Below are 22,638 nucleotides of genomic sequence, written 5' to 3'. Positions count from 1 at the left end.
ACGGACCACGTCCCTCCCGCCGGGGGGGGCGGAGCCGGAGGCGGTTTCTGTTTCCCGGCCGGCGGGCGCGGGGCGCCGTCTGGGGGGGGGGGGGCCCCGGCACCGCAAGGCTGCGCACGGACGCCGGCGGCGGATGACAGTACGCCGTCGCGTGCTCGGCCGCCCGGGAGGGTCTGTCGGACGACGTGCTTCCGGAGGAAGGCCGGAAAGCGCGGTTCGTCCGTCTCGGCGGTCATGCCACTGACGTCCGCGGCCTCTCCGGCGGCCGAGAAGGACACTAGCCCGCGTCGGCACCCGAACCGACCTGCGGGGCACGGAATTTACGGCTCCCTGGCGGGGCGGTCGTCCCGCTCGTCAAGCAGGCGTCAAGGGAACATCCGTACGTATCAGGGCTCCGTCAACGGAGGCCGTGATGGCCGAAACCCGTCCCAGACCCATGACCACGGGGGAACCGGGCGACCGTCCGTGAAGTGGCGCTGGTGGGCGAGTGACGAGCACCGCCGGGCGGCGCGCAGTCCTGAAGCGGGGGAGCGGGACTGCCGCGCCGACACTTCACGGAACGGTCGCCCCGTCTCCGGATCTGCCCTCCGGACCTGGCCTCCGGATCTGGCCTCCGGACCTGGCCTCCGATCGTCGCCCCCCTCGCGTCCCGCGCCCGCCGCCCCCTGAGAGCGGCGCATATGAATCCTTGACGCCTCATCGAGCCGCGTCGGGGAACCAATGGCCTCCGTTCGAACATGCTTACTTGATGTGACATCAACTCTGCACATGCGTACGGGACTTGGTCAGCGGTCCCAGCACATGGTGATCTGCGGCGACGACGGGCTCGCGCACCGGATCGCCGTGGAGCTCGACGCCGTGTGCGGCGAGGCCGTCACCGTCGTCCTGCCGTCGCGACGCGAGGGGCGGGGAGCCGATGTCGCCGCGCTGCACAGGGACCCGCGCTCACCCATCGAACTCCTGGTGTCCGCGCGCCCCGACGAGCAGACGCTGCGCGCGGCAGGCGTGGAACGCGCGGCGGCGCTCGCCCTGACCTACGGCGACGACCAGACGAACATGACGGCGGCCCTGCTCGCGCGTGGCATGAACCCCTCCATCCGGCTCGTCGTGCGGATGTTCAACCGGGACCGCGGGCGCCACCTCGAACGCCTCCTGGACCGGGCCGCCGCCGCATCCAGCCCGCACGACGACCCGCTCCTGGACATGTCCACCACGGTCCTGTCCGACGCCGACACCGCCGTGCCCGAGCTGGTGGCCGCCGCCGCGGTCGGGCACGGCCACACCCTCCAGGTCGAGGGCAAGGTGTTCCGCGGTGTCGTACGCCCCGCGGGAGCGTCCCCCCAGCCCACCGACCTGGCCACGCTCGCCGTGCTCTCCGGCGCGCACCGGGACGACCCGGCGAGCGAGGACAGCGCGGAGACGCCCGGCGAGGACGGCACCCAACTCCTTCCGGACACGCACACCTCGTACCACCGGCAGTTCACGCACGGCCGTCTGATGCTGGAGGAGGTCACCCATCACCACGCGCCCGAACTCCCGGTCAGGGAACGCCGGGACCGCGGCGGATGGTTCGCCGAACGGCTCGCGCACCTGCCCTGGAAGGTGTTCCTGTCGCGGCAGGTGGTCGCCGTCTTCGGCGCCCTCGCCGCCATCGTCGTGGCCCTGTCCATCGCGACGTGGCTGCTCACGGAGGAACACCCGTGGTGGAAGAACCTGTACCTGCCGCTGCTCGACATCTTCACCATGGGCGACCCCGCGACCGACGACGGCGCGGTGCGCCGCTGGCTCCAGCTCATCGCCGGTTTCACCGGGTTGGCCGTCCTGCCGATGGTCGTGGCCGCCGCGATGAACGCCACCGAGGCGTTCCGCACGGCGGCCGTCGGGCATCCGCCGTCGGAGGAACTCACCGACCACATCGTCCTGGTGGGCCTCGGCAAGGTCGGCACCCGCGTCCTCGCCCGGCTGCACACCACCGATCACAAGGTCGTCGTGGTCGAACGCGACCCGCACGCACGCGGCGTGGCCCTCGCGCGCGAACTCGGTGTGCCGCTGCTCCTGGAGGACGCGGCGGCCCCCGGAGCACTGGCACGGGCCCGCGTCCGGCAGAGCAAGTCGCTGCTCGTCCTGACCCGCGACGACGGCGAGAACCTGGACATCGCGATGGCCGCCCGCGAGGCGAAGCCGGGCATACGCGTGGTGATGCGGCTGTACGACGACGACTTCGCCGCCACCGTCCAGCGCACCCTGCGCGCCTCCTACCCTGACGCCCTCACCCGCAGCCGCAGTGTCTCCGCGCTCGCGGCCACCTCCTTCGCCGCCGCCATGATGGGGCGCCACGTGCTGGGGGTGATGCCGGTCGAGCGGGGCTCCCTGCTGTTCACGGTGGTGGACGTCGCCGGGCACCCCGAACTGGAGGGACGCTCCGTCCACGAGGCGTTCCGCGAGCACCAGTGGCGGGTCCTCGCGGTGGGCGCGTCGAGCGCCCGGGCGGCGTCCGCGTCGACGGAGACGCTCGCCGGGCTGCGGCTCGACCGGCAGCCGGACTTCGACTGGCGTCCCCCGCACGGCAGGGTCCTGCGGGCGGGCGACCGCGTGGTGCTCGCGACGACGCGGCGTGGCCTGGACGTCCTCATGTCGGGGGTGCAGCCGCATCAGACGGACCGGCAGGGGTGAGGGGGACCTGGCGGACGCTCAGGACCCGCCGTCGGCCAGTTCCCGGGTGTCGAAGGGCAGCCGCAGGCTGATGCGGCGGTGCACGGAGGTGAGTTCGCTCTGCAGGGGCGAGGGCGGTACGGCGAGGACGGCACACGCGGCGTGCGCACAGCAGTACCGGGCGACCGAGGGGAACAGGGCGCGGCGCACCCTTCCGCGACAGCCCGCACCGACCACCAGCAGGTCACGGTCCCGGTCGGCGACTCGGAGCAGGGCGCGCCCCGGTGTGCCGCGCACGACAAGACCCCGCCACGGGACGCCCGGCCCCGCGGGGCCGAAGGCGGCGTCGAGCGCGGCGAGGAGCCGGTCCCTCGCCTCCCGGCGCGCGTCGGGAGCCGATGACGCGACCAGCGTGTGGCGTCGGCCGAGTTCACCGTCCGGTGGCTCCCAGGCCAGCACGGCCACCAGTTCGGCGCCGTCACGACGGGCTTCGTCCGCGGCCCGGTGCAGGGCGGCCAGGCTGCCCAGCGAACCGCTCACACCGACCACGACACGTCGCCCCTCGGCAGCACCCATCACCCGATCCCCCTTTGACCCGCATGCGCAGAAACTGTGGGTCATCGAACTGTGCCCGGTGCCGTGGGACGGGGCCGTTGGCGATTGCCTGACGCCCAGGAGGCCATTCCTGACAGCCCATTGACGCGGAGGCCCGCCGCGGGGCGGCGACGGGTCTCGGCCGCGGTCGGCCACGGGGGAGGCGACGGATCTCGGCCGTGGTCAGCCACGGGGGAGGCGACGGATCTCGGCCGTGCCCCGTCACCATCGCGTCAGCGTCGCCCTGATTCCCGTCAGCGTCGCGTCAGGAGGGGTCCGGCGGCCGGGGAGCACGGGCATAGCGTCCTGGTCTGAGGAGGAACGCCGCCATGACCACTGTTCACGAACCCGCCGTCACCGCCACGGCCACCGCCGAGGAGCTGTCGGTGTGGCCGGCCTCCACCGCCGAGCCCCGCCCGGGCGACCTGACCGTCGGCGGCGTCGCGCTCGCCGAGATCGCGGGGCGCTTCGGCACACCGGCGTACGTCCTCGACGAGGGCGAGGTCCGCCGCCGCTGCCGCACCTACCGGGACGCCTTCCCCGAGGCCGAGATCCACTACGCCGCCAAGGCGTTCCTGTGCCGGGCCATGGCCCACTGGGTGCACGAGGAGGGCCTCGGCCTCGACGTCTGCTCCGCGGGCGAGCTGGAACTCGCGGTCGCCGCGGGCTTCCCCGCCGAACGGATCGTGCTGCACGGCAACGCCAAGACACCGCAGGACCTGAGGAAGGCCCTGTGGTACGGCGTCGGCCGCATCGTCATCGACAGCCCCTCGGAGATCGCGCGGATCGCCGCGGCGGTCGGCCCCGACGGCCGCCAGAAGGTGATGGTCCGCGTGGTGCCCGGGATCAGCGCGGGCGGACACGAGAAGATCCGCACCGGCACCGAGGGACAGAAGTTCGGCCTGTCCGTCTCCGACGGCTACGCCGAGCAGGCCATCGCCCGCATCCTCGGCCAGCCGCACCTCGAACTGACCGGCCTGCACTGCCACTTGGGCTCGCAGATCACCGACGTACAGCCGTATCTGGCGGCCGTGCGCCGCATGGTGGACCTGATGGCCCGCCTGCACGCACAGCACGGCGTCGTCCTGCGCGAGCTGGACCTCGGCGGCGGCCACGGCGTCGCCTACCGCCCCGGCGAACCGGCCATGGACGTCACAGGACTTGCCCGCGAGGTCCGCGCCGAGCTGATCGAGGCGTGCGCGGCGGCCGGGCTCGCCGTGCCGCGCCTGATCATCGAACCGGGCCGGGCCATCGCGGGACCCGCGGGCGTCGCCCTCTACCGGGTGGTGTCCGTCAAGCACACGGGCGGGCACACCTTCGTCGCGGTGGACGGCGGGATGAGCGACAACCCCAGGCCCGCGCTGTACGGGGTGCGCTACGCGCCCCGCCTGGTCGGCCGACGAGGCAGCGCGACCACGGCCGCGGTCACGGTCACCGGACGGCACTGCGAGGCCGGTGACGTGCTGGCCGCCGATGTCCAGCTCCCCGACGACGTGCGCATCGGCGACCTGATCGCCGTGCCCGTCGCGGGCGCGTACCACCTGTCCATGGCCTCCAGCTACAACCTGGTCGGCCGCCCGCCGGTGGCCGCCGTACGCGACGGCCGCGCCCGGCTGCTCGTCCGCCGCGAGTCCCTGGAGGACATGCGCAGCCGCGACGTGGGCCTGTAGCCCGCGCCGCCCCACGATCCACCTCCGGGCGAGCAGTCCCTTTGCCCGGCCTCGCCCGGAGGTGTCCACCGTCTTAGTCCACCGAGTCCCTTGAAACCATGTGAGGTCCCTGTGACGGCCGAGAACATCGTCGGGCTGATCGTCGCGATCGCTCTGCTCGTCTACCTGGTGATGGCCCTGATCAAGCCCGACCGCTTCTGACCTCCGGGACGGGCAGGCACAATGGGTTGGTGGACGAGCACGAGTTCGAGGGCGCAGCCGAGGTCGAAGCGGTTCCGGTGACCCGGGACGTCGATCACGGCACCGCCAAGCTGATGCCCGACGTCGACCGGGCGCGGGCCTGGCTGCTCACGGTCGACGGGGCCCCGCAGTCGTACGTCGATCTGGACGCGCCCACCCACCTGGAGTTCGAGTACGCGCGGCGCCTCGCCCACGTCCTGGACACCGTCGGCGAGCCCGGCCTGCCGCTCGACGTCGTCCACCTCGGCGGCGGCGCCCTCACCCTGCCCCGCTATGTCGCCGCCACCCGGCCCGGCTCCCGGCAGGACGTCGTCGAGGCCGACCGCGGGCTGCTGGACCTGGTCACCGAGCACCTGCCGTTGGCCGAAGGGGCCGGGGTCACCGTGCACGGCGCGGATGCCAGGGCGTGGCTCGACGAGGCGCCGGACGACAGCGCGGACGTCCTCGTCGCCGATGTCTTCGGCGGCTCCCGCGTGCCCGCGCACCTGACCACCGTCGCCTACGCCAGGGAGGCGGCACGCGTCCTGCGGCCCGGCGGACGCTATGCCGCGAACCTCGCCGACGGCTCGCCCTTCACCTTCCTCCGCTCCCAACTGGCCACCTTCGCCGAGGTCTTCGAAGAGCTCGCGCTGATCGCCGAGCCCGCGGTGCTGCGCGGCCGCCGCTTCGGCAACGCGGTGCTCGTCGCCTCGCACGACCCCCTCGACATCGCGGCCCTGACCCGGCGCGCGGCCGCCGACGCCTTCCCCGCCCGCGTCGAGCACGGTGCCGCACTGGCGCGTCTCACCGGGGACGCGAAGCCCGTACGGGACGAGGACGCGGTCGCCTCACCCGAACCGCCCGACGGGGCCTTCAGCATCGGCTGAGGCTGAGACCGGCGCAGCGGCCGCGAAGTCGGCCTCCGTGGCCTCGGACCCGCCGGTCACCTCCTTCGTACGCCGGGTCAGATTGCGTACGTCGGGGACGAACAGGACGGCGGCCGTCACCAGGATCACGAGCGCCGCGCAGCCCCACAGCGACGTGGACCTGCCGAACGCGGATTCCGCGGGTCCGGCGAGCGCCGTGGCCAGCGGGACCATCGCGATCGACCCGAACCAGTCGTACGCCGAGACCCGCGACAGCTTCTCCTCAGGGATCTCCTGGTGCATGGCCGTCATCCAGGAGACGCCGAACACCTCGACCGCCACCCCGCTGACGAACATCACCGCGACAAGACCGGCCACCGGCAGCGGCACCGCGAGCGCCGCCGAAGGGGCGGCCAGCGGGAAGACGCAGAGCGTGCCCGCGAACAGCAGCCGCCGGGGCTTCCAGCGCATCATCAGGAACGCGCCGCCGACGGTCCCCGCGCCGAACGCGCCGAGTGCCAGGCCCCAGGGCCCCGCACCGCCCAGTTCGTCGCGGGCGACCAGCGGCCCGAAGACCGACTCCGCCGCGCCCACGACCGCCACCACGACCGAGAACTGCGCCACGATCGACCACAGCCAGGGCCGCCCGGTGAACTCCCGCCAGCCGTCGCGCAGATCGGCGAGCAGCCCGCCGCCGGGTGCGCGCGGCGGAATGTGACCGACGTCGAGGAACGAGCGCAGCGCCCCCGCGACCGCGAACGCCGCGGCGTCCACGGCGAGCACCCAGCCGGGGCCGAGCGCCGCGACGAGCAGACCGCCGAGCGCGGCGCCGCCGAGGCCCGCGCCCTGCATCGCCATCCGGTACAGCGCGAACGCCCTGCCGGCCTGCTCGCCGCTGACCGACGACATCAGCATGCCCTCGGCGGCGGGTCCGAAGAAGGCCTGGCCGACGCCGCCGAGGCCGGTGAGCAGCATCATCTGCCACAGCCGCGGCTCGCCCGTGATGACGAGGACGGCGAAGGCCGCCTGCGAAAGGCAGTTGAGGGCGTTGGCGGCGACCATCACGTGGTGGCGCGGCAGCCGGTCGGCGACCGCGCCGCCGATCAGCAGGAACAGCACGAGCGGCAGCGTCCGCGCGGCCGCCACGAGTCCGACGTCCCCGCCGTCGCCGCCCGCGTCGAGCACCGCGAACGCCGCCGCGATCAACGCCCCGTGGCTTCCCAGGTTCGTCACGATCGCGGCGGCGGTCAGCAGCGTGTAGTTGCGGCCCGCCCAGGAGGGGCGGCGGCGCGGCGCGGCGGCAGGATCTGTCACCCCGGGACTATCCCCGGCGGGTGACCGACTTGCCAAACGGTTTCTCCTTGTGGCTCAGGAACCTGCGGCCCGGAATCGGGGGTGCCGTGTTCCGGGGCTCAGCGCTCGTCCGACTCGTCGGAGGCGTCGCTCCACCGGACGGTGTTGAGGATCTTCTTCACCGTGGCGTCGGGGACCTCGTCCTTGACGTCCTTGGCGCCGTAGAGGGTCCAGGCCACGTACTCACCGGCCTCGTTCTTGAAGGCGAAGGTGGTGGCCTTGCCCTCCGAGTCGCACTTGCCGGAGCCCTTGGCGCCCTTGGTGACCGTGGTGACGAGGCTGCCCTTGATGCCGGCCTTGGTGGTGTAGTCCTCGATCTCGCCGATCTTGATCTTCTTCTTGTCGGCCTTCTTCTGGCCGGTGTAGCCGCCGAAGACCCACCAGGCCGAGTCGTTGCGCGCGACGTCCTTGGTGTTCTTCGCGCCGTTCTGGCCCTTGGTGCCGACGACCGCGAGCGAGGTGTCGTCGTCCTTGCCGTCCTTGTCCTCGTCGGACGTGCACCACTTCTCTTTGTAGACGGCGGGCGCGGACATGATGATCAGCGCGCTGCCGTCGCCCTTCTTGTCGTCCTCGAAGCCGATGAGGGTGTCGGGCGACTCCAGCTTCCAGTCGGCAGGGACGTCGAAGGCGGTGCCCCACTTGGGGTTCACCACGACCTGCCAGCCGGGGATGGTCGCCTTGGACCCGTCCTCCGAGCGCTCGTTCTCGTCGCTCGCGGTCGGGCTCGGCTTCTTGGCCACGGACTTCGACGGCTTCGCCGGTCCCGCGTTCTCGACCTTGTCGTCCCCGTCGTCACCGAGGACGAGGAAGGCCGTGACACCGGCCGCCGCGATCACGGCGAGCGAGGCGACGATCGCGGTGATCTTCGTCTTCTTGTCCCCGCCACCACCACCGCCCGCGCCGCCGAGCTGCTGCGTCGGCATGGGCGGCGGTGTCGGTGCCGCCCACTGCGACTGCTCGGGCTGCGAGAAGCCGCCCGAGTGCGGCTGCGCGGGAGGCGGCGGGTAGCCGCCCGGCTGCTGCTGGTATCCCGGCTGCTGATACGGGTTCGGCTGCTGGTACCCCGGCTGCTGGTACGGGTTCTGACTCTGGTCCTGCGGGTTCTGCTCGCCCCCGGGCGGCTGCTGTTCTGGCCACATGGCCAGTAACCATAGAGGGGTGCGGGGGCCCTGTGCCATGGGCGCCCCCGGTGGGGCGGGCACGGGGCCCCCGGGCGGGCCGGGACGGCGGGTACGAAGGGGTGGAAAAGGTCAGGATTCCGTCGGATCGCCCTGGGTGCGCACGGTGCTGAGGATCTTCATGACCGTCTCCTCCGGGATCTCGTCCTTGACCCCGGTGGCGCCGTAGAGGCTCCACGCGACGTATTCGCCCGCGGCGTTCTTGAAGCCGAAGGTGATCGCCTTGCCGTCCGTGGCGCACTTGCCCTTCATGGGCGTGTTCGTGGACTTGGCACGGGCGATGCTGCCCTTGATGCCGGACTTCGTGGTGTACGGCTCGGCCTTCTCCTCGGGGCCGAGGCTCTTCTTGTCGGGCTGGGTGTAGACGCCGTAGATCCACCACGCGACCTGATTGACCGCGACCTCGTCGGTGTTCTTCGCGCCGTTGGCGCCCTTGGTGCCCACGGCGGCGAGCTCGTGGTCCTCGGTCCTGCCGTCCTTGTCGTCGTCGGCGACGCACCACTTGGACTTCAGGTACGCCGGTGCTGACATGGTCATGAGCGGCTTGCCGGTCTTGTTGTCCTCGATGGCGATCGCCGAGCCGGAATTCTGGATCTCCCACTCCGGCGGTACGTCGAAGGCGGTGCCCCACTTGGGGTTCACCACCACGTGCCAGCCCTTGATGGTCGGCTTGAGGTCGTTGTCCGGGCCGCGCCCGCTGTCGCCGCCGTCGTGGTCGTCGGGCGTGGCGCTCGGCTCCTTCGAGGCGGTCCCGGCGGGGGAGTCGGCCTTGGTGTCCTTGTCGTCCTTGTCGCCGCCGAGCACCAGGAAGCCGGTGACGCCCGCGGCCACGACCACGGCGGCCGCCATGACGATGGAGACGATCTTGACCTTGTTGCTGCCGCCGCCGTCGCCCCGGCCACCGCCGTCACCCGCTCCGGGCACGCCCGGAGCCTGCGCCCATCCCGCGGGCACGGTCGGCGCGCTCCACTGACCGGGCTGTCCGGGCTGGCCGGGCTGACCAGGTTGGCCGGGCTGACCAGGTTGGCCGGGTGCTCCCGGCGCGGGCTGCTGCTGGTACGGGTTGGGCGCCTGGTATCCGGGCTGCTGATAGGGATTCGGCTGCTGGTACCCCGGCTGCTGGTACGGGTTCTGCCCCTGACCCTGGTTCTGCTGGTCCTGCTGGTTCTGCTCGCCCCCGGGCGGCTGCTTTCCTGGCCACATGGCGGGCAACGATACGGGTGCCCCGCCGACAAGATCACAGCCACCCCGGGCGTGAACTGCACGGCCGCGCCGAGCCCTTCGGCCCTACGGCGTCTCAGTCCTTGGGGACGTCGTACTCGCGCACCGTCGCGAGGATCTTCCGCATGGTCGCGTCGGACACCTCGTCCCGTACGCCCTTGGCGCCGTGGAAGGACCAGGAGGCGAACTCACCGCCCGAGTCCTTGAAGGCGAACACGGTGGCCTTGCCGTCGGACGCGCACTTCCCCTGCTTCTTCACACCGGCCGAACTGGCGCTCACCAGGCTGCCCTTGAGGCCCGACTTGGTGGTGTACGACTCCACGGGGCCGGTCGTGACCTTCTTCTTGTCGGGCTGCGTGTACGCGCCGTAGACCCACATCGTCGCGTCGTTCCGCGCGGCCTGCTCGGTGCTCTTGACGCCCCGGTTGCCCCTGGTGCCCGCGGCGGCGAGGTACGTGTAGTCCTCGACGCCGTCCTTGTCGTCGTCGCTCGCGCACCACTTCTCCTTGAGGTACGCGGGGGCGGCGAAGGCGGCGAGGTACGTCTCCTTCTCGTCGCCCTCCTCCACGACGCCGCCCGCCCAGTCCTTCGACTGCGGGGCCCACTCGGCGGGCACGTCGAAGGCGATGCCGCGCTTGGGGTTGGTGACGACCTTCCAGCCGGGCACGGTCGGCTCCGGCTCGCCGTCCCCCGCGCGGGGGTTGGAGTCGTCGGAGGCGGTCGGGCCGGGCGATCCGGACGCGGACTTCGTCGGGTCCGGCTTCGCCGTGTCGTCCTCGTCGCCGCCGAACACCAGGAAGCCGGTCACGGCCGCGGCGACCACGACGGCACCGGCGGCGACCAGGGCGATCAGCTTGGTCCTGTTGCCGTTGCCACCGCCGCGCGGCGGTTCGGGCGGCGTGGCCCTGGGACCGGCGGGCTCGGTCGGCGCGTTCCACGGAGCCTGCTGGCCATGGGCGCCGGGCTGCGGGTGGCCAGGCTGCTGATACCCGGGCTGCGGGTGCCCAGGCTGCTGATACCCGGGCTGCGGGTGCCCAGGCTGCTGCTGTCCCGGCTGCGGATACCCCGCCTGCTGGTATCCGGGCTGCTGGTACCCCGGCTGCTGGTACGGGTTCTGCCCCTGATCCGGCTGCTGGTACGGGTTCTGCCCCTGACCCTGCTGGTTCTGCTGGTCACGCTGGTTCTGCTCGCCCCCGGGCGGCTGCTGTCCTGGCCACATGGGCAGCCACGATAGGCGACGGTGATCCGCCGGGAGCCAGGCCCTGGCCAAGAAACGCTACCCGTGGGTAACATCAACGTCATGAGCGCAGACCAGATGTCGATCGGCGAGATGCTCGCCGCCACGGTTCCGATGGCCAGGACGCTGAACCTCGAGTTCCGTGAGACCGCGCCGGACAAGGCCGTGGTGGCCCTGCCCGACCAGAGCGACTACCACAACCACGTCGGCGGGCCGCACGCCGGCGCCATGTTCACGCTGGGCGAGTCCGCGAGCGGGGCCATCGTGCTCGCCGCGTTCGGCGCGCAGCTCTCGCGGGCCGTGCCGCTCGCCGTCAGCGCCGAGATCTCGTACAAGAAGCTGGCCATGGGGCCCGTCACGGCCACGGCGACCCTCGGCCGCCCCGCCGCCGACGTCATCGCCGAACTCGACGAGGGCAGGCGCCCCGAGTTCCCGGTGGCCATCGCGATCCAGCGCGAGGACGGCGCCGTGACCGGCGAGATGACGGTGGTCTGGACCCTGCGGCCGAACGACCCCAGCTGACCCAGCACCGCCGATGCCCGGGACGCAGCAGTACGCGTCCCGGGCATCGTGCTGTCCGGCGTCTTTCTGTTCAACTCATTGACACGAGTCATCCGCAGTCATAGTTTTCCCGCCGCCCCCCGTGGTGTCTAACGGTGCGTCAAGTCTGATTTGTCGCATAGTGCGTTCACAGGTCGAATGCCCGGCCCATCGTTGGCACGTGTACACGCTTCGCTTCGCAAGGTCGTGTCCGCGCACAGAAGGCACAGAAGGAAGTGACGGCTCATGTCCGACTCCGTGTCCCGGCGAGCAGCCCTCGGGCTGGTCGGCGGCGCGATCGCCGTGGCCGCCGCGGCCACCGCCGGTCTGGCGGTCCCCTCGCACGCTGCGGCCCGCGCGCGACAGGGCCCCGGTGCGGGCCGCCGCGTCGAGTCCCTCATCGGCAGGCTCACGCTCGACGAGAAGATCTCCCTGCTGCACGGCGCGGACGACCCCAAGCGCCTCGGCCAGGCGGGCTATGTGCCCGGGGTGCCGCGTCTCGGCATTCCGCCGCTGCGTCTCGCCGACGGTCCCGCGGGTGTCCGCGTCACCGCCCACGCCACCGCACTGCCCGCGCCCGTCCTGCTCGCCGCCGCCTTCGACCCCGAACTCGCCCGCCGCTACGGCCGGGTGATCGGCCGTGAGGGGCGCGCCCTGGGGCAGGACGTGCTGCTCTCGCCGATGGTCAACCTCATCCGCACCCCGTACGCGGGCCGCAACTACGAGACGTTCGGCGAGGACCCGCTGCTCGCCGCCGATCTGGTGGCCGAGGAGATCAAGGGCATCCAGGGCGAGGGCCTGATCGCCACCGTCAAGCACTTCGCCCTGAACAACCAGGAGAAGGACCGCATGTCGGTCGACGTGCGGGCGGACGAGCGGACCCTGCACGAGACGGAGCTGCGCGGTTTCGAGGCGGCCGTCGCCGCCGGTGCCGGGTCCGTCATGGGCGCCTACAACAAGGTCAACGGCACCTTCGCCTGCGAGAACAAGGCGCTGCTCGGCGACATCCTGCGCGAACGCTGGGGCTTCGACGGCTGGGTGATGACCGACTGGTTCGCGCAGCACAGCACCGTCGCCGCGATGTCCGCGGGCCTCGACATGGAGATGCCCAACGACTTCTCCTTCGGGGCCGCCCTGAAGCGGGCCGTCGCGGACGGCAGCGTCCCCGAGGCGCAGGTGGACCGTTCCGTGCGCAGGATCCTCGGCGTCATGGACCGGTTCGGGCTGCTCGACGGGAGCGCCCCGCGGCGGCCGGACCGCGATCCGAAGGCCGGTGCCGCCGTCGCCCTCGACGTGGCCAAGGCGGGCGCCACCCTGCTGCGCAACGCACACGGCCTGCTGCCGCTGACCGGCGCCGCGGCCCGCGACATCGCCGTCATCGGGCCGACGGGGAAGCACCCGTTCGTCAGCGGCGGCGGCAGCGCGCACGTGGTGCCCGACCACGCCGAAGCGCCGCTGGACGCCATCAAGTCCCGTGCGGGGCGCGGCGCCCGCGTCACCTACGCCCTGGGCGAGGACCTCTACGGCAAGGCGCTGCCCGATGCCGCGCTCACGCCCGGCTTCGACCCGGAGGGGCAGGAGGTCGCCGCCGGGAAGGAGTGGACGTACGAGGGGACGCTCACCGTCGAGGAGAGCGACGAGTGGACGTTCGTCGTGCACTACTCCGGAGAGCGGCCCGCGGTGGAGCTGGACGGGGAGGAGCTTTTCCCGCACCTCCCGGGCGTCGGCGAGTTCTTTACCGGCGGTCTGACGTCGGCGGCGCCCGACGGGCTGCGCGTGCGCCGCTCGACGCAGCCGCTTCCGCGCGGCGGGCACCGGCTGCGGATCCGTGCGAAGGGCGGCGACAAGGGGCAGACGTTCCGGCTCCGCCGTGTCACCGGGGCCACGCGCGCGGCCGATGTCGCCGAGGCCGTACGGGCGGCGCGCGGTGCGCACGGCGTCGTCCTCTTCGCGTACGAGGACGCGACGGAGGGCTCGGACCGCACGGCGCTCGCCCTGCCGGGGCATCAGGAGGCGCTGATCAGGGCGGTGACGGCGGCCAATCCGCGGACCGCGGTGGTGCTGAACACCTCGTCGGCCACCGCCATGCCGTGGCTGGAGCGGACCGCCGCCGTGCTGCAGATGTACTACCCCGGGCAGGAGGGCGCGGCCGCCACCGCCGCCGTCCTGTTCGGGGACTGCGACCCCGGCGGGCGGCTCACCCAGACGTTCCCCGTGGACGACGGGCACCATCCGACGGCCGGTGACCCGCGCCGCTATCCGGGCGTCGACGGTGTGGAGGAGTACACGGAGGGCGTCCTGGGCGGCTACCGCTGGTACGACGCCGAGGGGGTGCGGCCGCTCTTCCCCTTCGGGCACGGGCTCTCGTACACCACCTTCGCCTACGCGGACCTGACGGTCCGGGGAGCCGGACGCGACGGCGTCGCCGCGGAGTTCACCGTGCGCAACACCGGGAAGCGCGACGGCGTCACCGTCGCGCAGGTGTACGTCGGCCCGTCTCCGGACCTGAAGCAGACGCAGGCCGAGCGGGTGCTCGGCGGCTACCGGCGGATCGTGCTGCGCGCGGGGGAGCGGCGGCGCGTGACCGTCCGGGTGACCGGGCGGACCCTCTCCGCGTGGGACACCACGCGGCATGACTGGGTGCTCGGCACCGGTCGCAGAACCATCCAAGTAGGCACCAGCGCACGTGACTTGCCCCTCTCGGGCACCGTCTTCGTCAAGGGAGCCAGATCATGAGGAGAAGCCGGATACGACGCGCCGCGTCGGTCGCCGCCGTCCTGGCGGCGGCCGCCGCGGCCACCCTGGTGCCGCAGTCGGCCCAGGCGCGGGACGACACGGCCGCCGCGGACCGTACGCTCGTGCGCACCGACGCCGGTTGGGTGCGCGGCCGGTCCACCGCCGAGGGGCGGCAGTTCCTCGGCATTCCGTACGCGGAGCAGCCCGTCGGCGCCCTCCGCTGGAAGGAGCCGCGGCCCGCCGAGCCCTGGGACGGTGTGCGCCGCGCCACCGAGTTCGGCAACCGCTGCGTACAGACGGCGAGTTGGGACCCCGGCTACGAGAACCCCAGCCACACCGAGGACTGCCTCGACCTCAACGTGTACACCCCGAAGGAGAGCGCGAGTCCCGCGCACCGGCGCCCCGTGCTGGTCTGGCTGCACGGCGGCGGGCTCACCGCGGGCGCGGGCGAGGACGTCGTGCCCGACACCTTCGCCCGCAAGACCGGCGCTGTCGTCGTCACCGTCAACTACCGCCTCGGAGCCATGGGGTTCCTCGCCACCGAAGGGCTCGACGGTGAGGCGTCCGACCGGGTTTCGGGCAACTACGGGCTGCTCGACCAGCAGGCCGCGCTGCGCTGGGTGCGCGCCAACGCCGGGCGGTTCGGCGGCGACCCGGGCCGCGTCACCATCGCGGGCGAGTCCGCGGGCGGCCGCTCCGTCTGCACCCTGCTCGCCTCGCCCACCGCGCGCGGCCTGTACCGCGCGGGCATCGTGGAGAGCGGCGCGTACGGCGACTGCGCGGGCCGCGAGCGCGAGCGGGCGGTCGGCGACGGGGCGGCGTTCGCGAAGAAGGCGGGCTGCCCGGACCCGGCGACCGCCCTCGCCTGTCTGCGGAGCAGGCCGGCCAAGGACATCCTCGCCGCGCAGGCCGGTTTCGACTGGGGCCCGGTCGTCGGCGGCGCCTTCCTTCCCGAGCAGCCGAAGAAGGCGTACGAGAACGGGAACGCGGCCCGGGTGCCCGTGCTGAACGGCGCGAACAGCGACGAGGGACGCCTGTTCGCCTTCTCGCAGTTCGACGGGCAGGGCACGCCGCTCACCGCCGAGGGGTACGGTCCCGCGCTCACCAAGGCGTACGGATCCGCACTCGGCGGCCGCGTCCTGAAGGAGTACCCGCTCGCCGCGCACGCCTCGCCGACGATCGCCTACGGCGCCGCCGTCGGCGACCGCATGTTCGCCTGCACCGCCCTGCGGATGAACAAGGCCCTCGCGGCCCGCGGACCCGTCTACGCCTACGAGTTCGCCGACCGCACCTCGCCGCCCTTCGCCTCGCTGCGCGACCTCGGCACGGACTTCGACTTCGGTGCGACGCATGTGAACGAGGTGCAGTACCTCTTCAAGCACTTCGGCCTGGAGTCTCCGCTCAATGCCGAACAGCGGGTGCTCTCGCGGCAGATGGTGCAGTACTGGGGTTCGTTCGTCCGCGACGGCGTGCCGCTCGCACAGGGCGCGCCCGCCGCGCCCGACCAGCGCACCCGGCCGGGGCGGGTGTTGTCCCTGCGGACCGCGTCGGCGGGCGGTACGGCGATCAGCGCGACCGTGCACGGCGAGCACCGGTGCGGCCTGTGGGACGCCGTTCCTGCGGACTGAACGGCGCCGGGTAGGCTGCCCGTCTCATACGCGGAGCACTACGGAGGAACCGGCGTTGCACGTCCAGGAGTGGCTGGAGCACGTACCAGCCGTCAGCATCTACGCCCTGGTGGGCTTCGTCATCGGCCTCGAAAGCCTCGGCATCCCGCTGCCCGGCGAGCTCGTCCTGATCTCCGCGGCGCTCCTGTCGTCCCAGCACGGCGACATCGACCCCGTCGTCCTCGGGGCGTGCGCGAGCGCGGGCGCCGTCATCGGCGACTCCATCGGATACGCCATCGGACGCAAGGGGGGACGGCCGCTTTTGGCCTGGCTGGAGCGGAAGTTCCCCAAGCACTTCAGCGCGGCGAACGTCGCGAGCGCCGAGCGGTCCTTCCAGAAGTGGGGCATGTGGGCGGTCTTCTTCGGCCGCTTCGTCGCCCTCCTGCGGATCTTCGCGGGACCGCTCGCGGGCGTCCTGCGCATGCCGTACTGGAAGTTCCTGATCGCCAACGTCCTCGGCGGCATCATCTGGGCGGGCGGCACCACCGCCGTCATCTACTACATCGGCGTGGTCGCCGAGGACTGGCTCAAGCGCTTCTCCTACCTGGGGCTCGCCGCGGCCGTCCTGATCGGTCTCACCTCGATGCTGATCGTCAGGCGCCGGGCCAAGAAGGCGGCGGCCGAGGCGGACGGCGCCGCGGCCGCGGTGGCCGAGCGGCAGCCCGTCCCGGCCACCGACTGACTCACTCCGCAGCGTGCGCGGCGCGGTGGGCCTTGGCCAGCTCGACGTACATCGTGCCGTTCAGCGAGATGCCCTCGCGCTCCTCGTCGGTGAGCTGCCTGCGCACCTTGGCGGGCACGCCCGCGACGAGCGAGCCCGGGGGCACGTGCATGCCCTGCGGCACGAGGGCCTGCGCGGCGACCAGTGAACCTGCGCCGATCACCGCGCCGTTGAGGACGGTGGCGCCCATGCCGATCAGGCAGTCGTCCTCGACCGTGCAGCCGTGCAGGACGGCGTTGTGGCCGACCGAGACGCGCTCGCCGATCGTCATGGGGAAGCCCGGGTCGACGTGGAGGCTGCAGTTGTCCTGGATGTTGCTGTCGGTGCCGACGACGATCGGCCCGCAGTCGGCGCGGAGCACCGCGCCGTACCAGGTGCTGGCCCCGGCGTGCAGCGTCACCTCGCCGAGCACGACGGACGTGGGCGCGGTGAAGGCGTCCTGATCGATCTTCGGATCCTTGCCGCCGATGCCGGTGATGAGTGCCTCGTGGCCCATCGACTCGCTCCCTCTTCCGTACGTCCGTGTGGCGTCGCGCCTGACGGCACCGTACGGGACGCCGGGGCGGGCGCCGCGGTGTGGGGTGAAGATCACAGGGCGGGGGCCTGCGGCGTCCTGTGGCACTGAGTAACGTGAGCGGGTGCCGAAGAACAGGAACGCGTTCTCATCCCTCGCCGCAGCGCGGCGCCGCCTCGCGCAGCGCGCCGTCCACGCGGGCTGGGCATGGGTGCAGCGGACCGGTGCGGTGACCTCGGCGCGTCCCGGGCGGCTCCGGTTCGGGGCGATCGGCGAGGGCACGAAGCTCGCCTTCCCGCAGGGCACGGTCTTCGGTGAGCCCTGGATCAGGCTCGGCGACCACTGCATCGTCGGGGAGCACGTCACGCTCACCGCGGGGATGATGCCGGACCTCGACCTCGGTCCCGAGCCGATCCTGCGGATAGGCAACGGCGTCGTGCTCGGCCGCGGCAGCCACGTCATCGCCGACACCACGGTCTCCATCGGCGACGACTGCTACTTCGGCCCCTACGTGTACGTGACGTCCACCAACCACTCGTACGACGACCCGCACACGCCCATCGGGAAGCAGTGGCCGCGGATGGAGCCGGTGGAGATCGGGCCCGGCTGCTGGATCGGGACCGGGGCGGTGATTCTGCCGGGGGCGCGGATCGGGCGCAATGTCGTCGTCGCGGCGGGGGCGGTGGTGCGGGGGGAGGTCCCCGACCATGCGGTGGTCGCGGGCGCACCGGCTCGTGTCGTGCGGACGTGGAGCGCGGAGGCGGGGTGGCAGCCGCCGCTGCGTACGCCTGCGCCTGTGCCGATTCCTGACGGGGTCACGCCGGAACAGTTGCTGGCCCTCGGGGAGTTGGGGGAGGGCTGAGTCGCCCTTCCCTGCGGGTGCGCGGGGGCTGGGCGCGCAGTTCCCCGCGCCTCTGAAGGGGGCGTCGACGCGCCTCGCAGTACAGTGTGTTGAACCGTTGGGAACCTTCGGGTGCACCATACCGTGGTTCAGTACAGTGAACTCTGTCATCCAAAATATTGGACGGAATGTGTCGGACCTCGACCAGCTGACCCAGTCGCTCGCGCGCAACCTCAAGCGCTGGCGCAATGAAAGGGGCTTCACCCTCGACGCCCTCGCGGCCCGCGCGGGCGTCAGCCGCGGCATGATCATCCAGATCGAGCAGGCCAGGACCAACCCCAGCGTCGGCATCACGGTGAAGCTCGCGGACGCGCTCGGCGTCAGCATCACCACCCTCCTCGACTACGAACAGGGCGCGCACGTCCGCCTCGTGCCGCCGGAGCAGGCGGTGCGCATGTGGTCGACGGAGGCGGGCAGCAGCACCACGCTCCTGGTCGGCACCGAGGCGCGCGGCCCCTTCGAGCTGTGGTCGTGGCGGCTGATGCCCGGCGAGGGCAGCGACTCCGACGCCCATCCGTCCGGCACCGTCGAGCTGTTGCACGTCTCGGCGGGCGAACTCACCCTCGTTGTCGACGGCATCGAGCACCCCGTCCCCGCGGGCACCGCCGCCACCTTCGAGGCCGACGTGCCGCACTCCTACCGCAACAAGGGCGCCGAACCGGTCGAGATGACGATGTCGGTCTCGGTGCCGCCCGCCCACGCGGCCTCCTACTGAGGGCTGTTAGCGTGCCGCCATGCGTGCTCCCCTCGGTGATTTCGACGTCGTCCACCCCGCCCCCGAAGTCCTCGACCAGCTGGTCGCGCCCGTCGCGGCGGCCATACGTGACTGGGGCGGGCCCGTGCCCGCCGACGAGCTCGTGCATGTCGACACCGACCCGCAGTGGGCCGACACCGCCACCTTCCTGGAGCACTACGGCCCCGAACTGCTCGACCAGTCGGCGAACTGCGTCGTCGTCGCGGGCAAGCGCGGCGGCGAGACCACGCTCGCCGCGTGCGTCGTGCTCTCCGGGACACGCGTGGACGTGAACGGCGCGGTGCGCCGCCAACTCGGCGCCCGCAAGGCGTCGTTCGCCCCCATGGAGACGGCCACCGGCGAGACCGGCATGGAGTACGGCGGCATCACGCCGATCGGACTGCCCGCCGCGTGGCCCGTGCTCGTCGACTCGGCTGTGACCGACCTGCCGTACGTCCTGGTGGGCAGCGGCAGTCGGCGCGGCAAGCTGATCGTGCCGGGCAAGGCGTTCGCCGGGCTGCCGAACGCGGTGGTCATCGAAGGGCTCGGCGTCGCCTGAGGCCGACCGCCCGGGACGGCCGCGCTATCCCGGGACGGCCGCGCTATCCGGGGCGGCGCCACAGCCGGACCCGGTACGAGTAGTGCTCGGGCAGGAAGACGCTGATGGCGAGTTCGACGGGCCGCCCCGCCGTGGAGACGTACAACCGGTCGATGCGCAGCAGCGGATGGCCCGGCGGACAGTCCAGGCGGGCGGCCGCCGCGGGGTCCGCCGACGTCACCGTCACGCTCTGCTGCGCCTCGGCGACCGGCTCCGGCAGCCGCCCGTCGAGCAGACCGAGCACCGTCGCACCGCCGCACGCGCCCTCCTCCGTCAGCTCGGGCAGCCCGGCGAGCAGGCGGCCCACCTCGGGCGGCAGGAACACCGTCGTCAGACAGAACGGCGTGTCCTCGCGCAGCCGCAGGAACGCGACCGTGTCCACCTGGTCGGCGCCGAGCCGCAGCCGTCCCGCCGCGTCCACGTCGACCAGCCGGCGCAGCGGCGACGCAAGCCGGGTGGCCGTGTCCGCCGGCAGCGCCATGAGGTCCTCGGCCGAACCGAACTGCCCTGCGCGGCGGTCGATCCGGTGCGCGGCGAACGTGCCGCGCCCGGGCGCCCGGTCCACCAGGCCCTCCGCGACCAGCTCCTGGAAGGCGCGCCGCACCGTCTGCCTGCTCACCCCGTGGCTCTCGGCGAGGGCGGCCTCCGTCGGCAGCCGTACGCCCTCGGGGAATTCGTGCCGCAGGATCGCCTGGCGCAGCTCGCGCGCCAGACGGGCGTAGGCGGTGTCAGCGCGCATGGCCGATGCCCCCGCGCTCAGTCGTCCAGGCCGCCGCGCGCGACGAGCTGGCGGGCGATCACCGTGCGCTGGATCTCGTTGGTGCCCTCGCCGACGATCATCAACGGCGCGTCGCGGAAGTAGCGTTCGACGTCGAACTCCGTGGAGTAGCCCTGGCCGCCGTGGATGCGGACCGCGTCGAGGGCGATCCGCATGGCCGTCTCCGACGCGAAGAGCTTCGCCATGCCCGCCTCCATGTCGACGCGCCGCCCCGCGTCGGCCTCGCGGGCCGCGTGCAGGGTGAGCTGACGGGCGGCGGAGAGCGAAGTCGCCATGTCCGCCAGGTAGTTGCCGATCGACTGGTGCCGCCAGATCGGCACGCCGAACGACTCGCGCTCCTGGGCGTAGCGCAGCGCGTCCTCGAACGCGGCGCGGCCCACGCCGAGCGCACGCGCCGCTACCTGCAGCCGCCCCGTCTCCAGACCCTTCATCATCTGCCCGAACCCCCGCCCCTCGACGCCCCCGAGCAGTGATGCGGCAGGGACGCGGAGGCCCTCGAAGGACAGCTCGCAGCTCTCCACGCCCTTGTAGCCGAGCTTGGGCAGATCGCGCGAGACGGTGAGCCCCGGGCCGTGCTCGGCGAGCAGCACGGAGATGCCGCGGTGCCGCGGCTCGGCGTCCGGGTCGGTCTTGCAGAGCAGCGCGATCAGCTGCGAGCGGCGGGAGTTGGTGATCCACGTCTTCGATCCCTCGACGACGTACGCGTCCCCGTCGCGGCGCGCCACCGTGCGCAGCGCCTGCAGGTCGGAGCCGCCGTCCGGCTCGGTGAGCGCCATGGTCGCGCGCACCTCGCCGGTGGCCATCCGGGGCAGCCAGTGGCTCCGCTGCCCTTCGGTGCCGAAGTGCACGAGGAGCTTCGCGACGACGGTGTGACCGCCCATCGCGCCCGCCAGGCTCATCCAGCCGCGCGCCAGTTCCTCGGTGACCAGGACGTAGCAGGCGGTGGAGACGGGGGTGCCGCCGAACTCCTCGGGGACCGCGAGGCCGAAGACGCCGAGTTCCTTCATGCCGTCGATGAGGGCCTGCGGATAGGTGTTGGTGTGCTCCAACTCCCGTACCACCGGCCGTACGTGACGGTCGACGAAGTCCCGCACAGTGGTGACGATCAGCTGCTCGTCGGCGGGCAGGGCGTCCAAGGCGCTCACTGGCAGACTCCTTCCGCACGCAGCCGGGCGATGTCGTCCTGATCGCGGCCCAGCTCGCGGAGGATCGCGTCGGTGTGCTCGCCCGCGGACGGCACCGGGTCCATGCGCGGGGCGACCCCGTCCAGCCCGGCCGGTGGCAGCAGTGCCCGCACCGGGGCGTCGGTGCCGGGGACGCGGATGTCCTGCCAGCGGCCGCGTTCGGTCAGGACGGGGTGTTCGAGGAACTCGTGGACCGAATTGACGCCCGCGTTGGCGATGTTGGCGATGTCGAGCAGCCGCATCACCTCGGCGCTGCCGAGTTCGGCACAGCGTACGGAGATGATCGCGTCCAGCTCGTCGCGGTGCGCCACCCGGTCGGCGCCGGTGGCGAACCGCGGGTCGTCCGTCAGCTCGGGACGCCCGATGAACTCGGCGCACAGGGACGCCCATTCGCGCTCGTTCTGCACGGAGAGCAGCACGTCCTTGCCGTCGGACGCGGTGAACGGGCCGTACGGCGCGACCGTCGCGTGCCGGGCGCCGACCCGCGGCGGCTGGGTGCCGCCGTACCGCGTGTAGTAGGCGGGCTGGCTCACCCACTCGGCGAGCGCGTCGAACAGCGACACCTCCACGGCGGGCGCGCGGCCCGTCGTCGCACGGGTGAACAGGGCCGACAGGATGCCGCTGTACGCATACATCCCGCCCGCGATGTCGGCCACCGAAATGCCCGCGCGCACCGCCTCGTCGGGCGTCCCGGTGAGCTGGAGGAGACCTGTCTGGCACTGCACGAGCAGGTCGTACGCCTTGCGGTCGGCCCAGGGCCCGTCCGTGCCGTAGCCGCTGACGGTGCAGGGGATCAGGGACGGGTGGCGGGCCTGCAGCTCCTCGTGGCCGAGGCCGAGGCGGTCGGCCGCGCCCGGCGCGAGGTTCTGCACGAACACGTCGGCCCCCGCGACGAGTTGTTCGAGGATCTCCCTGCCCCGCTCCGACTTGAGGTCGAGGGTGAGCGACTCCTTGGAGCGGTTGAGCCAGACGAAATAGCTGGCCTGGCCGTGCACCGTGGTGTCGTAACGGCGGGCGAAGTCGCCGCCGCCGGGACGCTCGACCTTGATGACGCGGGCGCCGAGGTCGGCGAGCTGGCGCGTGGCGAAGGGCGCGGCGACGGCCTGCTCCAGGCTGACGACAGTGATACCGGCGAGGGGAAGCGGGTGGGGCATCGGGGTGTCTCCCTCGCGTGGGGGTGTGCGCTCTTGGCGGTCCGTGGTCCGTGGTCGTGCGGCCTGTGCGTGGTGGTGCTGCGCCGAGTTTGTACGGCCAAATCGGGCAGCGTCAATGCCCC

At 72.4% G+C, this 22,638-nt stretch carries 20 protein-coding genes; 11 read left to right on the top strand and 9 right to left on the bottom strand.

All coding sequences use genetic code 11. The annotated features are described in order from the left end of the window. Positions 1 to 768 precede the first annotated feature (768 nt). On the top strand, positions 769 to 2,673 hold the full coding sequence (locus ACFWZ2_RS15295) for an NAD-binding protein (protein ID WP_384545671.1): 1,905 nt from the start codon (positions 769 to 771) through the stop codon (positions 2,671 to 2,673). A gap of 18 nt (positions 2,674 to 2,691) precedes the next feature. On the opposite strand, the gene ACFWZ2_RS15290 is transcribed toward ACFWZ2_RS15295, so the two are convergent. Next, positions 2,692 to 3,228 carry a universal stress protein gene (locus ACFWZ2_RS15290; protein ID WP_384545670.1) on the bottom strand — a complete coding sequence of 179 codons (537 nt, stop codon included), beginning with the start codon at positions 3,226 to 3,228 and terminating at the stop codon, positions 2,692 to 2,694. 347 nt (positions 3,229 to 3,575) lie between these two features. Here ACFWZ2_RS15290 and lysA point away from each other — a divergent pair, with 347 nt between their 5' ends. From lysA to ACFWZ2_RS15275, 3 genes are all read left to right on the top strand, one after another. Continuing rightward, positions 3,576 to 4,916, top strand: a complete 1,341-nt coding sequence (lysA, locus tag ACFWZ2_RS15285) for a diaminopimelate decarboxylase (RefSeq protein WP_384545668.1) — start codon at positions 3,576 to 3,578, stop codon at positions 4,914 to 4,916. A gap of 111 nt (positions 4,917 to 5,027) precedes the next feature. Then, positions 5,028 to 5,117 (top strand): K(+)-transporting ATPase subunit F, encoded by a 90-nt coding sequence (gene kdpF, locus ACFWZ2_RS15280; RefSeq protein WP_384545666.1) that lies wholly within the window; start codon positions 5,028 to 5,030, stop codon positions 5,115 to 5,117. Positions 5,118 to 5,230: 113 nt separating this feature from the next. Then, positions 5,231 to 6,022 carry a spermidine synthase gene (locus ACFWZ2_RS15275; RefSeq protein WP_384545701.1) on the top strand — a complete coding sequence of 264 codons (792 nt, stop codon included), beginning with the start codon at positions 5,231 to 5,233 and terminating at the stop codon, positions 6,020 to 6,022. On the opposite strand, the gene ACFWZ2_RS15270 is transcribed toward ACFWZ2_RS15275, so the two are convergent. The 4 genes from ACFWZ2_RS15270 to ACFWZ2_RS15255 form a co-directional block, all read right to left on the bottom strand. Beyond that, complete coding sequence (locus ACFWZ2_RS15270; RefSeq protein ID WP_384545665.1) at positions 5,984 to 7,315, bottom strand: MFS transporter; 1,332 nt, start codon at positions 7,313 to 7,315, stop codon at positions 5,984 to 5,986. The two genes, ACFWZ2_RS15275 and ACFWZ2_RS15270, sit on opposite strands and share 39 nt — an antisense overlap. A gap of 98 nt (positions 7,316 to 7,413) precedes the next feature. After that, positions 7,414 to 8,493 carry a hypothetical protein gene (locus tag ACFWZ2_RS15265; RefSeq protein ID WP_384545663.1) on the bottom strand — a complete coding sequence of 360 codons (1,080 nt, stop codon included), beginning with the start codon at positions 8,491 to 8,493 and terminating at the stop codon, positions 7,414 to 7,416. Between the two features lie 111 nt (positions 8,494 to 8,604). Continuing rightward, positions 8,605 to 9,735, bottom strand: a complete 1,131-nt coding sequence (locus tag ACFWZ2_RS15260) for a hypothetical protein (RefSeq protein ID WP_384545661.1) — start codon at positions 9,733 to 9,735, stop codon at positions 8,605 to 8,607. A 94-nt stretch (positions 9,736 to 9,829) separates the two neighbouring features. Beyond that, positions 9,830 to 10,972 carry a hypothetical protein gene (locus tag ACFWZ2_RS15255; RefSeq protein ID WP_384545659.1) on the bottom strand — a complete coding sequence of 381 codons (1,143 nt, stop codon included), beginning with the start codon at positions 10,970 to 10,972 and terminating at the stop codon, positions 9,830 to 9,832. Positions 10,973 to 11,068: 96 nt separating this feature from the next. Between ACFWZ2_RS15255 and ACFWZ2_RS15250 the strand changes: the two genes are divergently transcribed. The 4 genes from ACFWZ2_RS15250 (at position 11,069) to ACFWZ2_RS15235 (ending at position 16,615) form a co-directional block, all read left to right on the top strand. Then, positions 11,069 to 11,512 carry a DUF4442 domain-containing protein gene (locus ACFWZ2_RS15250; RefSeq protein ID WP_384545699.1) on the top strand — a complete coding sequence of 148 codons (444 nt, stop codon included), beginning with the start codon at positions 11,069 to 11,071 and terminating at the stop codon, positions 11,510 to 11,512. A gap of 264 nt (positions 11,513 to 11,776) precedes the next feature. Then, complete coding sequence (locus ACFWZ2_RS15245) at positions 11,777 to 14,266, top strand: beta-glucosidase (protein ID WP_384545657.1); 2,490 nt, start codon at positions 11,777 to 11,779, stop codon at positions 14,264 to 14,266. Beyond that, positions 14,263 to 15,894, top strand: a complete 1,632-nt coding sequence (locus tag ACFWZ2_RS15240) for a carboxylesterase/lipase family protein (protein WP_384545655.1) — start codon at positions 14,263 to 14,265, stop codon at positions 15,892 to 15,894. Before ACFWZ2_RS15245 ends, ACFWZ2_RS15240 begins: the two co-directional genes overlap by 4 nt. 55 nt (positions 15,895 to 15,949) lie before the next feature. Next, positions 15,950 to 16,615: a DedA family protein gene (locus ACFWZ2_RS15235; RefSeq protein WP_384545653.1), complete on the top strand. Its 666-nt coding sequence runs from the start codon at positions 15,950 to 15,952 to the stop codon at positions 16,613 to 16,615. Between the two features lies 1 nt (position 16,616). Here ACFWZ2_RS15235 and ACFWZ2_RS15230 read toward each other — a convergent pair whose 3' ends face one another. Then, positions 16,617 to 17,150: a gamma carbonic anhydrase family protein gene (locus ACFWZ2_RS15230; RefSeq protein WP_384545651.1), complete on the bottom strand. Its 534-nt coding sequence runs from the start codon at positions 17,148 to 17,150 to the stop codon at positions 16,617 to 16,619. A 142-nt stretch (positions 17,151 to 17,292) separates the two neighbouring features. Here ACFWZ2_RS15230 and ACFWZ2_RS15225 point away from each other — a divergent pair, with 142 nt between their 5' ends. From ACFWZ2_RS15225 to ACFWZ2_RS15215, 3 genes are all read left to right on the top strand, one after another. Then, on the top strand, positions 17,293 to 18,030 hold the full coding sequence (locus ACFWZ2_RS15225) for an acyltransferase (RefSeq protein ID WP_384545650.1): 738 nt from the start codon (positions 17,293 to 17,295) through the stop codon (positions 18,028 to 18,030). Positions 18,031 to 18,199: 169 nt separating this feature from the next. Next, a complete protein-coding gene (locus tag ACFWZ2_RS15220) occupies positions 18,200 to 18,784 on the top strand; it encodes a helix-turn-helix domain-containing protein (protein WP_384545648.1) in 585 nt (194 codons plus the stop codon). A gap of 19 nt (positions 18,785 to 18,803) precedes the next feature. Continuing rightward, on the top strand, positions 18,804 to 19,361 hold the full coding sequence (locus tag ACFWZ2_RS15215) for a YbaK/EbsC family protein (RefSeq protein WP_384545647.1): 558 nt from the start codon (positions 18,804 to 18,806) through the stop codon (positions 19,359 to 19,361). A gap of 43 nt (positions 19,362 to 19,404) precedes the next feature. On the opposite strand, the gene ACFWZ2_RS15210 is transcribed toward ACFWZ2_RS15215, so the two are convergent. From ACFWZ2_RS15210 to ACFWZ2_RS15200, 3 genes are read right to left on the bottom strand one after another with little or no spacing between them, the layout of a single operon-like run. Further along, on the bottom strand, positions 19,405 to 20,139 hold the full coding sequence (locus ACFWZ2_RS15210) for a GntR family transcriptional regulator (protein WP_384545645.1): 735 nt from the start codon (positions 20,137 to 20,139) through the stop codon (positions 19,405 to 19,407). A gap of 17 nt (positions 20,140 to 20,156) precedes the next feature. Next, a complete protein-coding gene (locus tag ACFWZ2_RS15205) occupies positions 20,157 to 21,323 on the bottom strand; it encodes an acyl-CoA dehydrogenase family protein (RefSeq protein ID WP_384545643.1) in 1,167 nt (388 codons plus the stop codon). Further along, entirely contained in the window at positions 21,320 to 22,516 is a 1,197-nt protein-coding gene (locus tag ACFWZ2_RS15200; RefSeq protein ID WP_384545641.1) for a CaiB/BaiF CoA transferase family protein, read from the bottom strand. The genes ACFWZ2_RS15205 and ACFWZ2_RS15200 overlap by 4 nt, the downstream gene beginning before the upstream one ends. Between the last annotated feature and the right edge of the window lie 122 nt (positions 22,517 to 22,638).

The sequence above is a fragment of the Streptomyces sp. NPDC059002 genome (genome assembly GCF_042740435.1).
In the GTDB taxonomy this organism is placed as follows: Bacteria; Actinomycetota; Actinomycetes; order Streptomycetales; family Streptomycetaceae; genus Streptomyces.
The sequence above is the reverse complement of the archived record's forward strand: the minus strand, read 5'-3'. Positions and strand labels throughout refer to the sequence as shown.

What these genes read in the sequence shown, in the direction of transcription:
- ACFWZ2_RS15295 (WP_384545671.1), top strand. Translation starts at nt 769, where the DNA reads ATGCGTACGGGACTTGGTCAGCGGTCCCAGCACATGGTGATCTGCGGC.
- ACFWZ2_RS15290 (WP_384545670.1), bottom strand. Translation starts at nt 3,228, where the DNA reads ATGGGTGCTGCCGAGGGGCGACGTGTCGTGGTCGGTGTGAGCGGTTCG.
- lysA (WP_384545668.1), top strand. Translation starts at nt 3,576, where the DNA reads ATGACCACTGTTCACGAACCCGCCGTCACCGCCACGGCCACCGCCGAG.
- ACFWZ2_RS15275 (WP_384545701.1), top strand. Translation starts at nt 5,231, where the DNA reads ATGCCCGACGTCGACCGGGCGCGGGCCTGGCTGCTCACGGTCGACGGG.
- ACFWZ2_RS15265 (WP_384545663.1), bottom strand. Translation starts at nt 8,493, where the DNA reads ATGTGGCCAGAACAGCAGCCGCCCGGGGGCGAGCAGAACCCGCAGGAC.
- ACFWZ2_RS15260 (WP_384545661.1), bottom strand. Translation starts at nt 9,735, where the DNA reads ATGTGGCCAGGAAAGCAGCCGCCCGGGGGCGAGCAGAACCAGCAGGAC.
- ACFWZ2_RS15255 (WP_384545659.1), bottom strand. Translation starts at nt 10,972, where the DNA reads ATGTGGCCAGGACAGCAGCCGCCCGGGGGCGAGCAGAACCAGCGTGAC.
- ACFWZ2_RS15250 (WP_384545699.1), top strand. Translation starts at nt 11,069, where the DNA reads ATGTCGATCGGCGAGATGCTCGCCGCCACGGTTCCGATGGCCAGGACG.
- ACFWZ2_RS15245 (WP_384545657.1), top strand. Translation starts at nt 11,777, where the DNA reads ATGTCCGACTCCGTGTCCCGGCGAGCAGCCCTCGGGCTGGTCGGCGGC.
- ACFWZ2_RS15240 (WP_384545655.1), top strand. Translation starts at nt 14,263, where the DNA reads ATGAGGAGAAGCCGGATACGACGCGCCGCGTCGGTCGCCGCCGTCCTG.
- ACFWZ2_RS15230 (WP_384545651.1), bottom strand. Translation starts at nt 17,150, where the DNA reads ATGGGCCACGAGGCACTCATCACCGGCATCGGCGGCAAGGATCCGAAG.
- ACFWZ2_RS15215 (WP_384545647.1), top strand. Translation starts at nt 18,804, where the DNA reads ATGCGTGCTCCCCTCGGTGATTTCGACGTCGTCCACCCCGCCCCCGAA.
- ACFWZ2_RS15210 (WP_384545645.1), bottom strand. Translation starts at nt 20,139, where the DNA reads ATGCGCGCTGACACCGCCTACGCCCGTCTGGCGCGCGAGCTGCGCCAG.
- ACFWZ2_RS15200 (WP_384545641.1), bottom strand. Translation starts at nt 22,516, where the DNA reads ATGCCCCACCCGCTTCCCCTCGCCGGTATCACTGTCGTCAGCCTGGAG.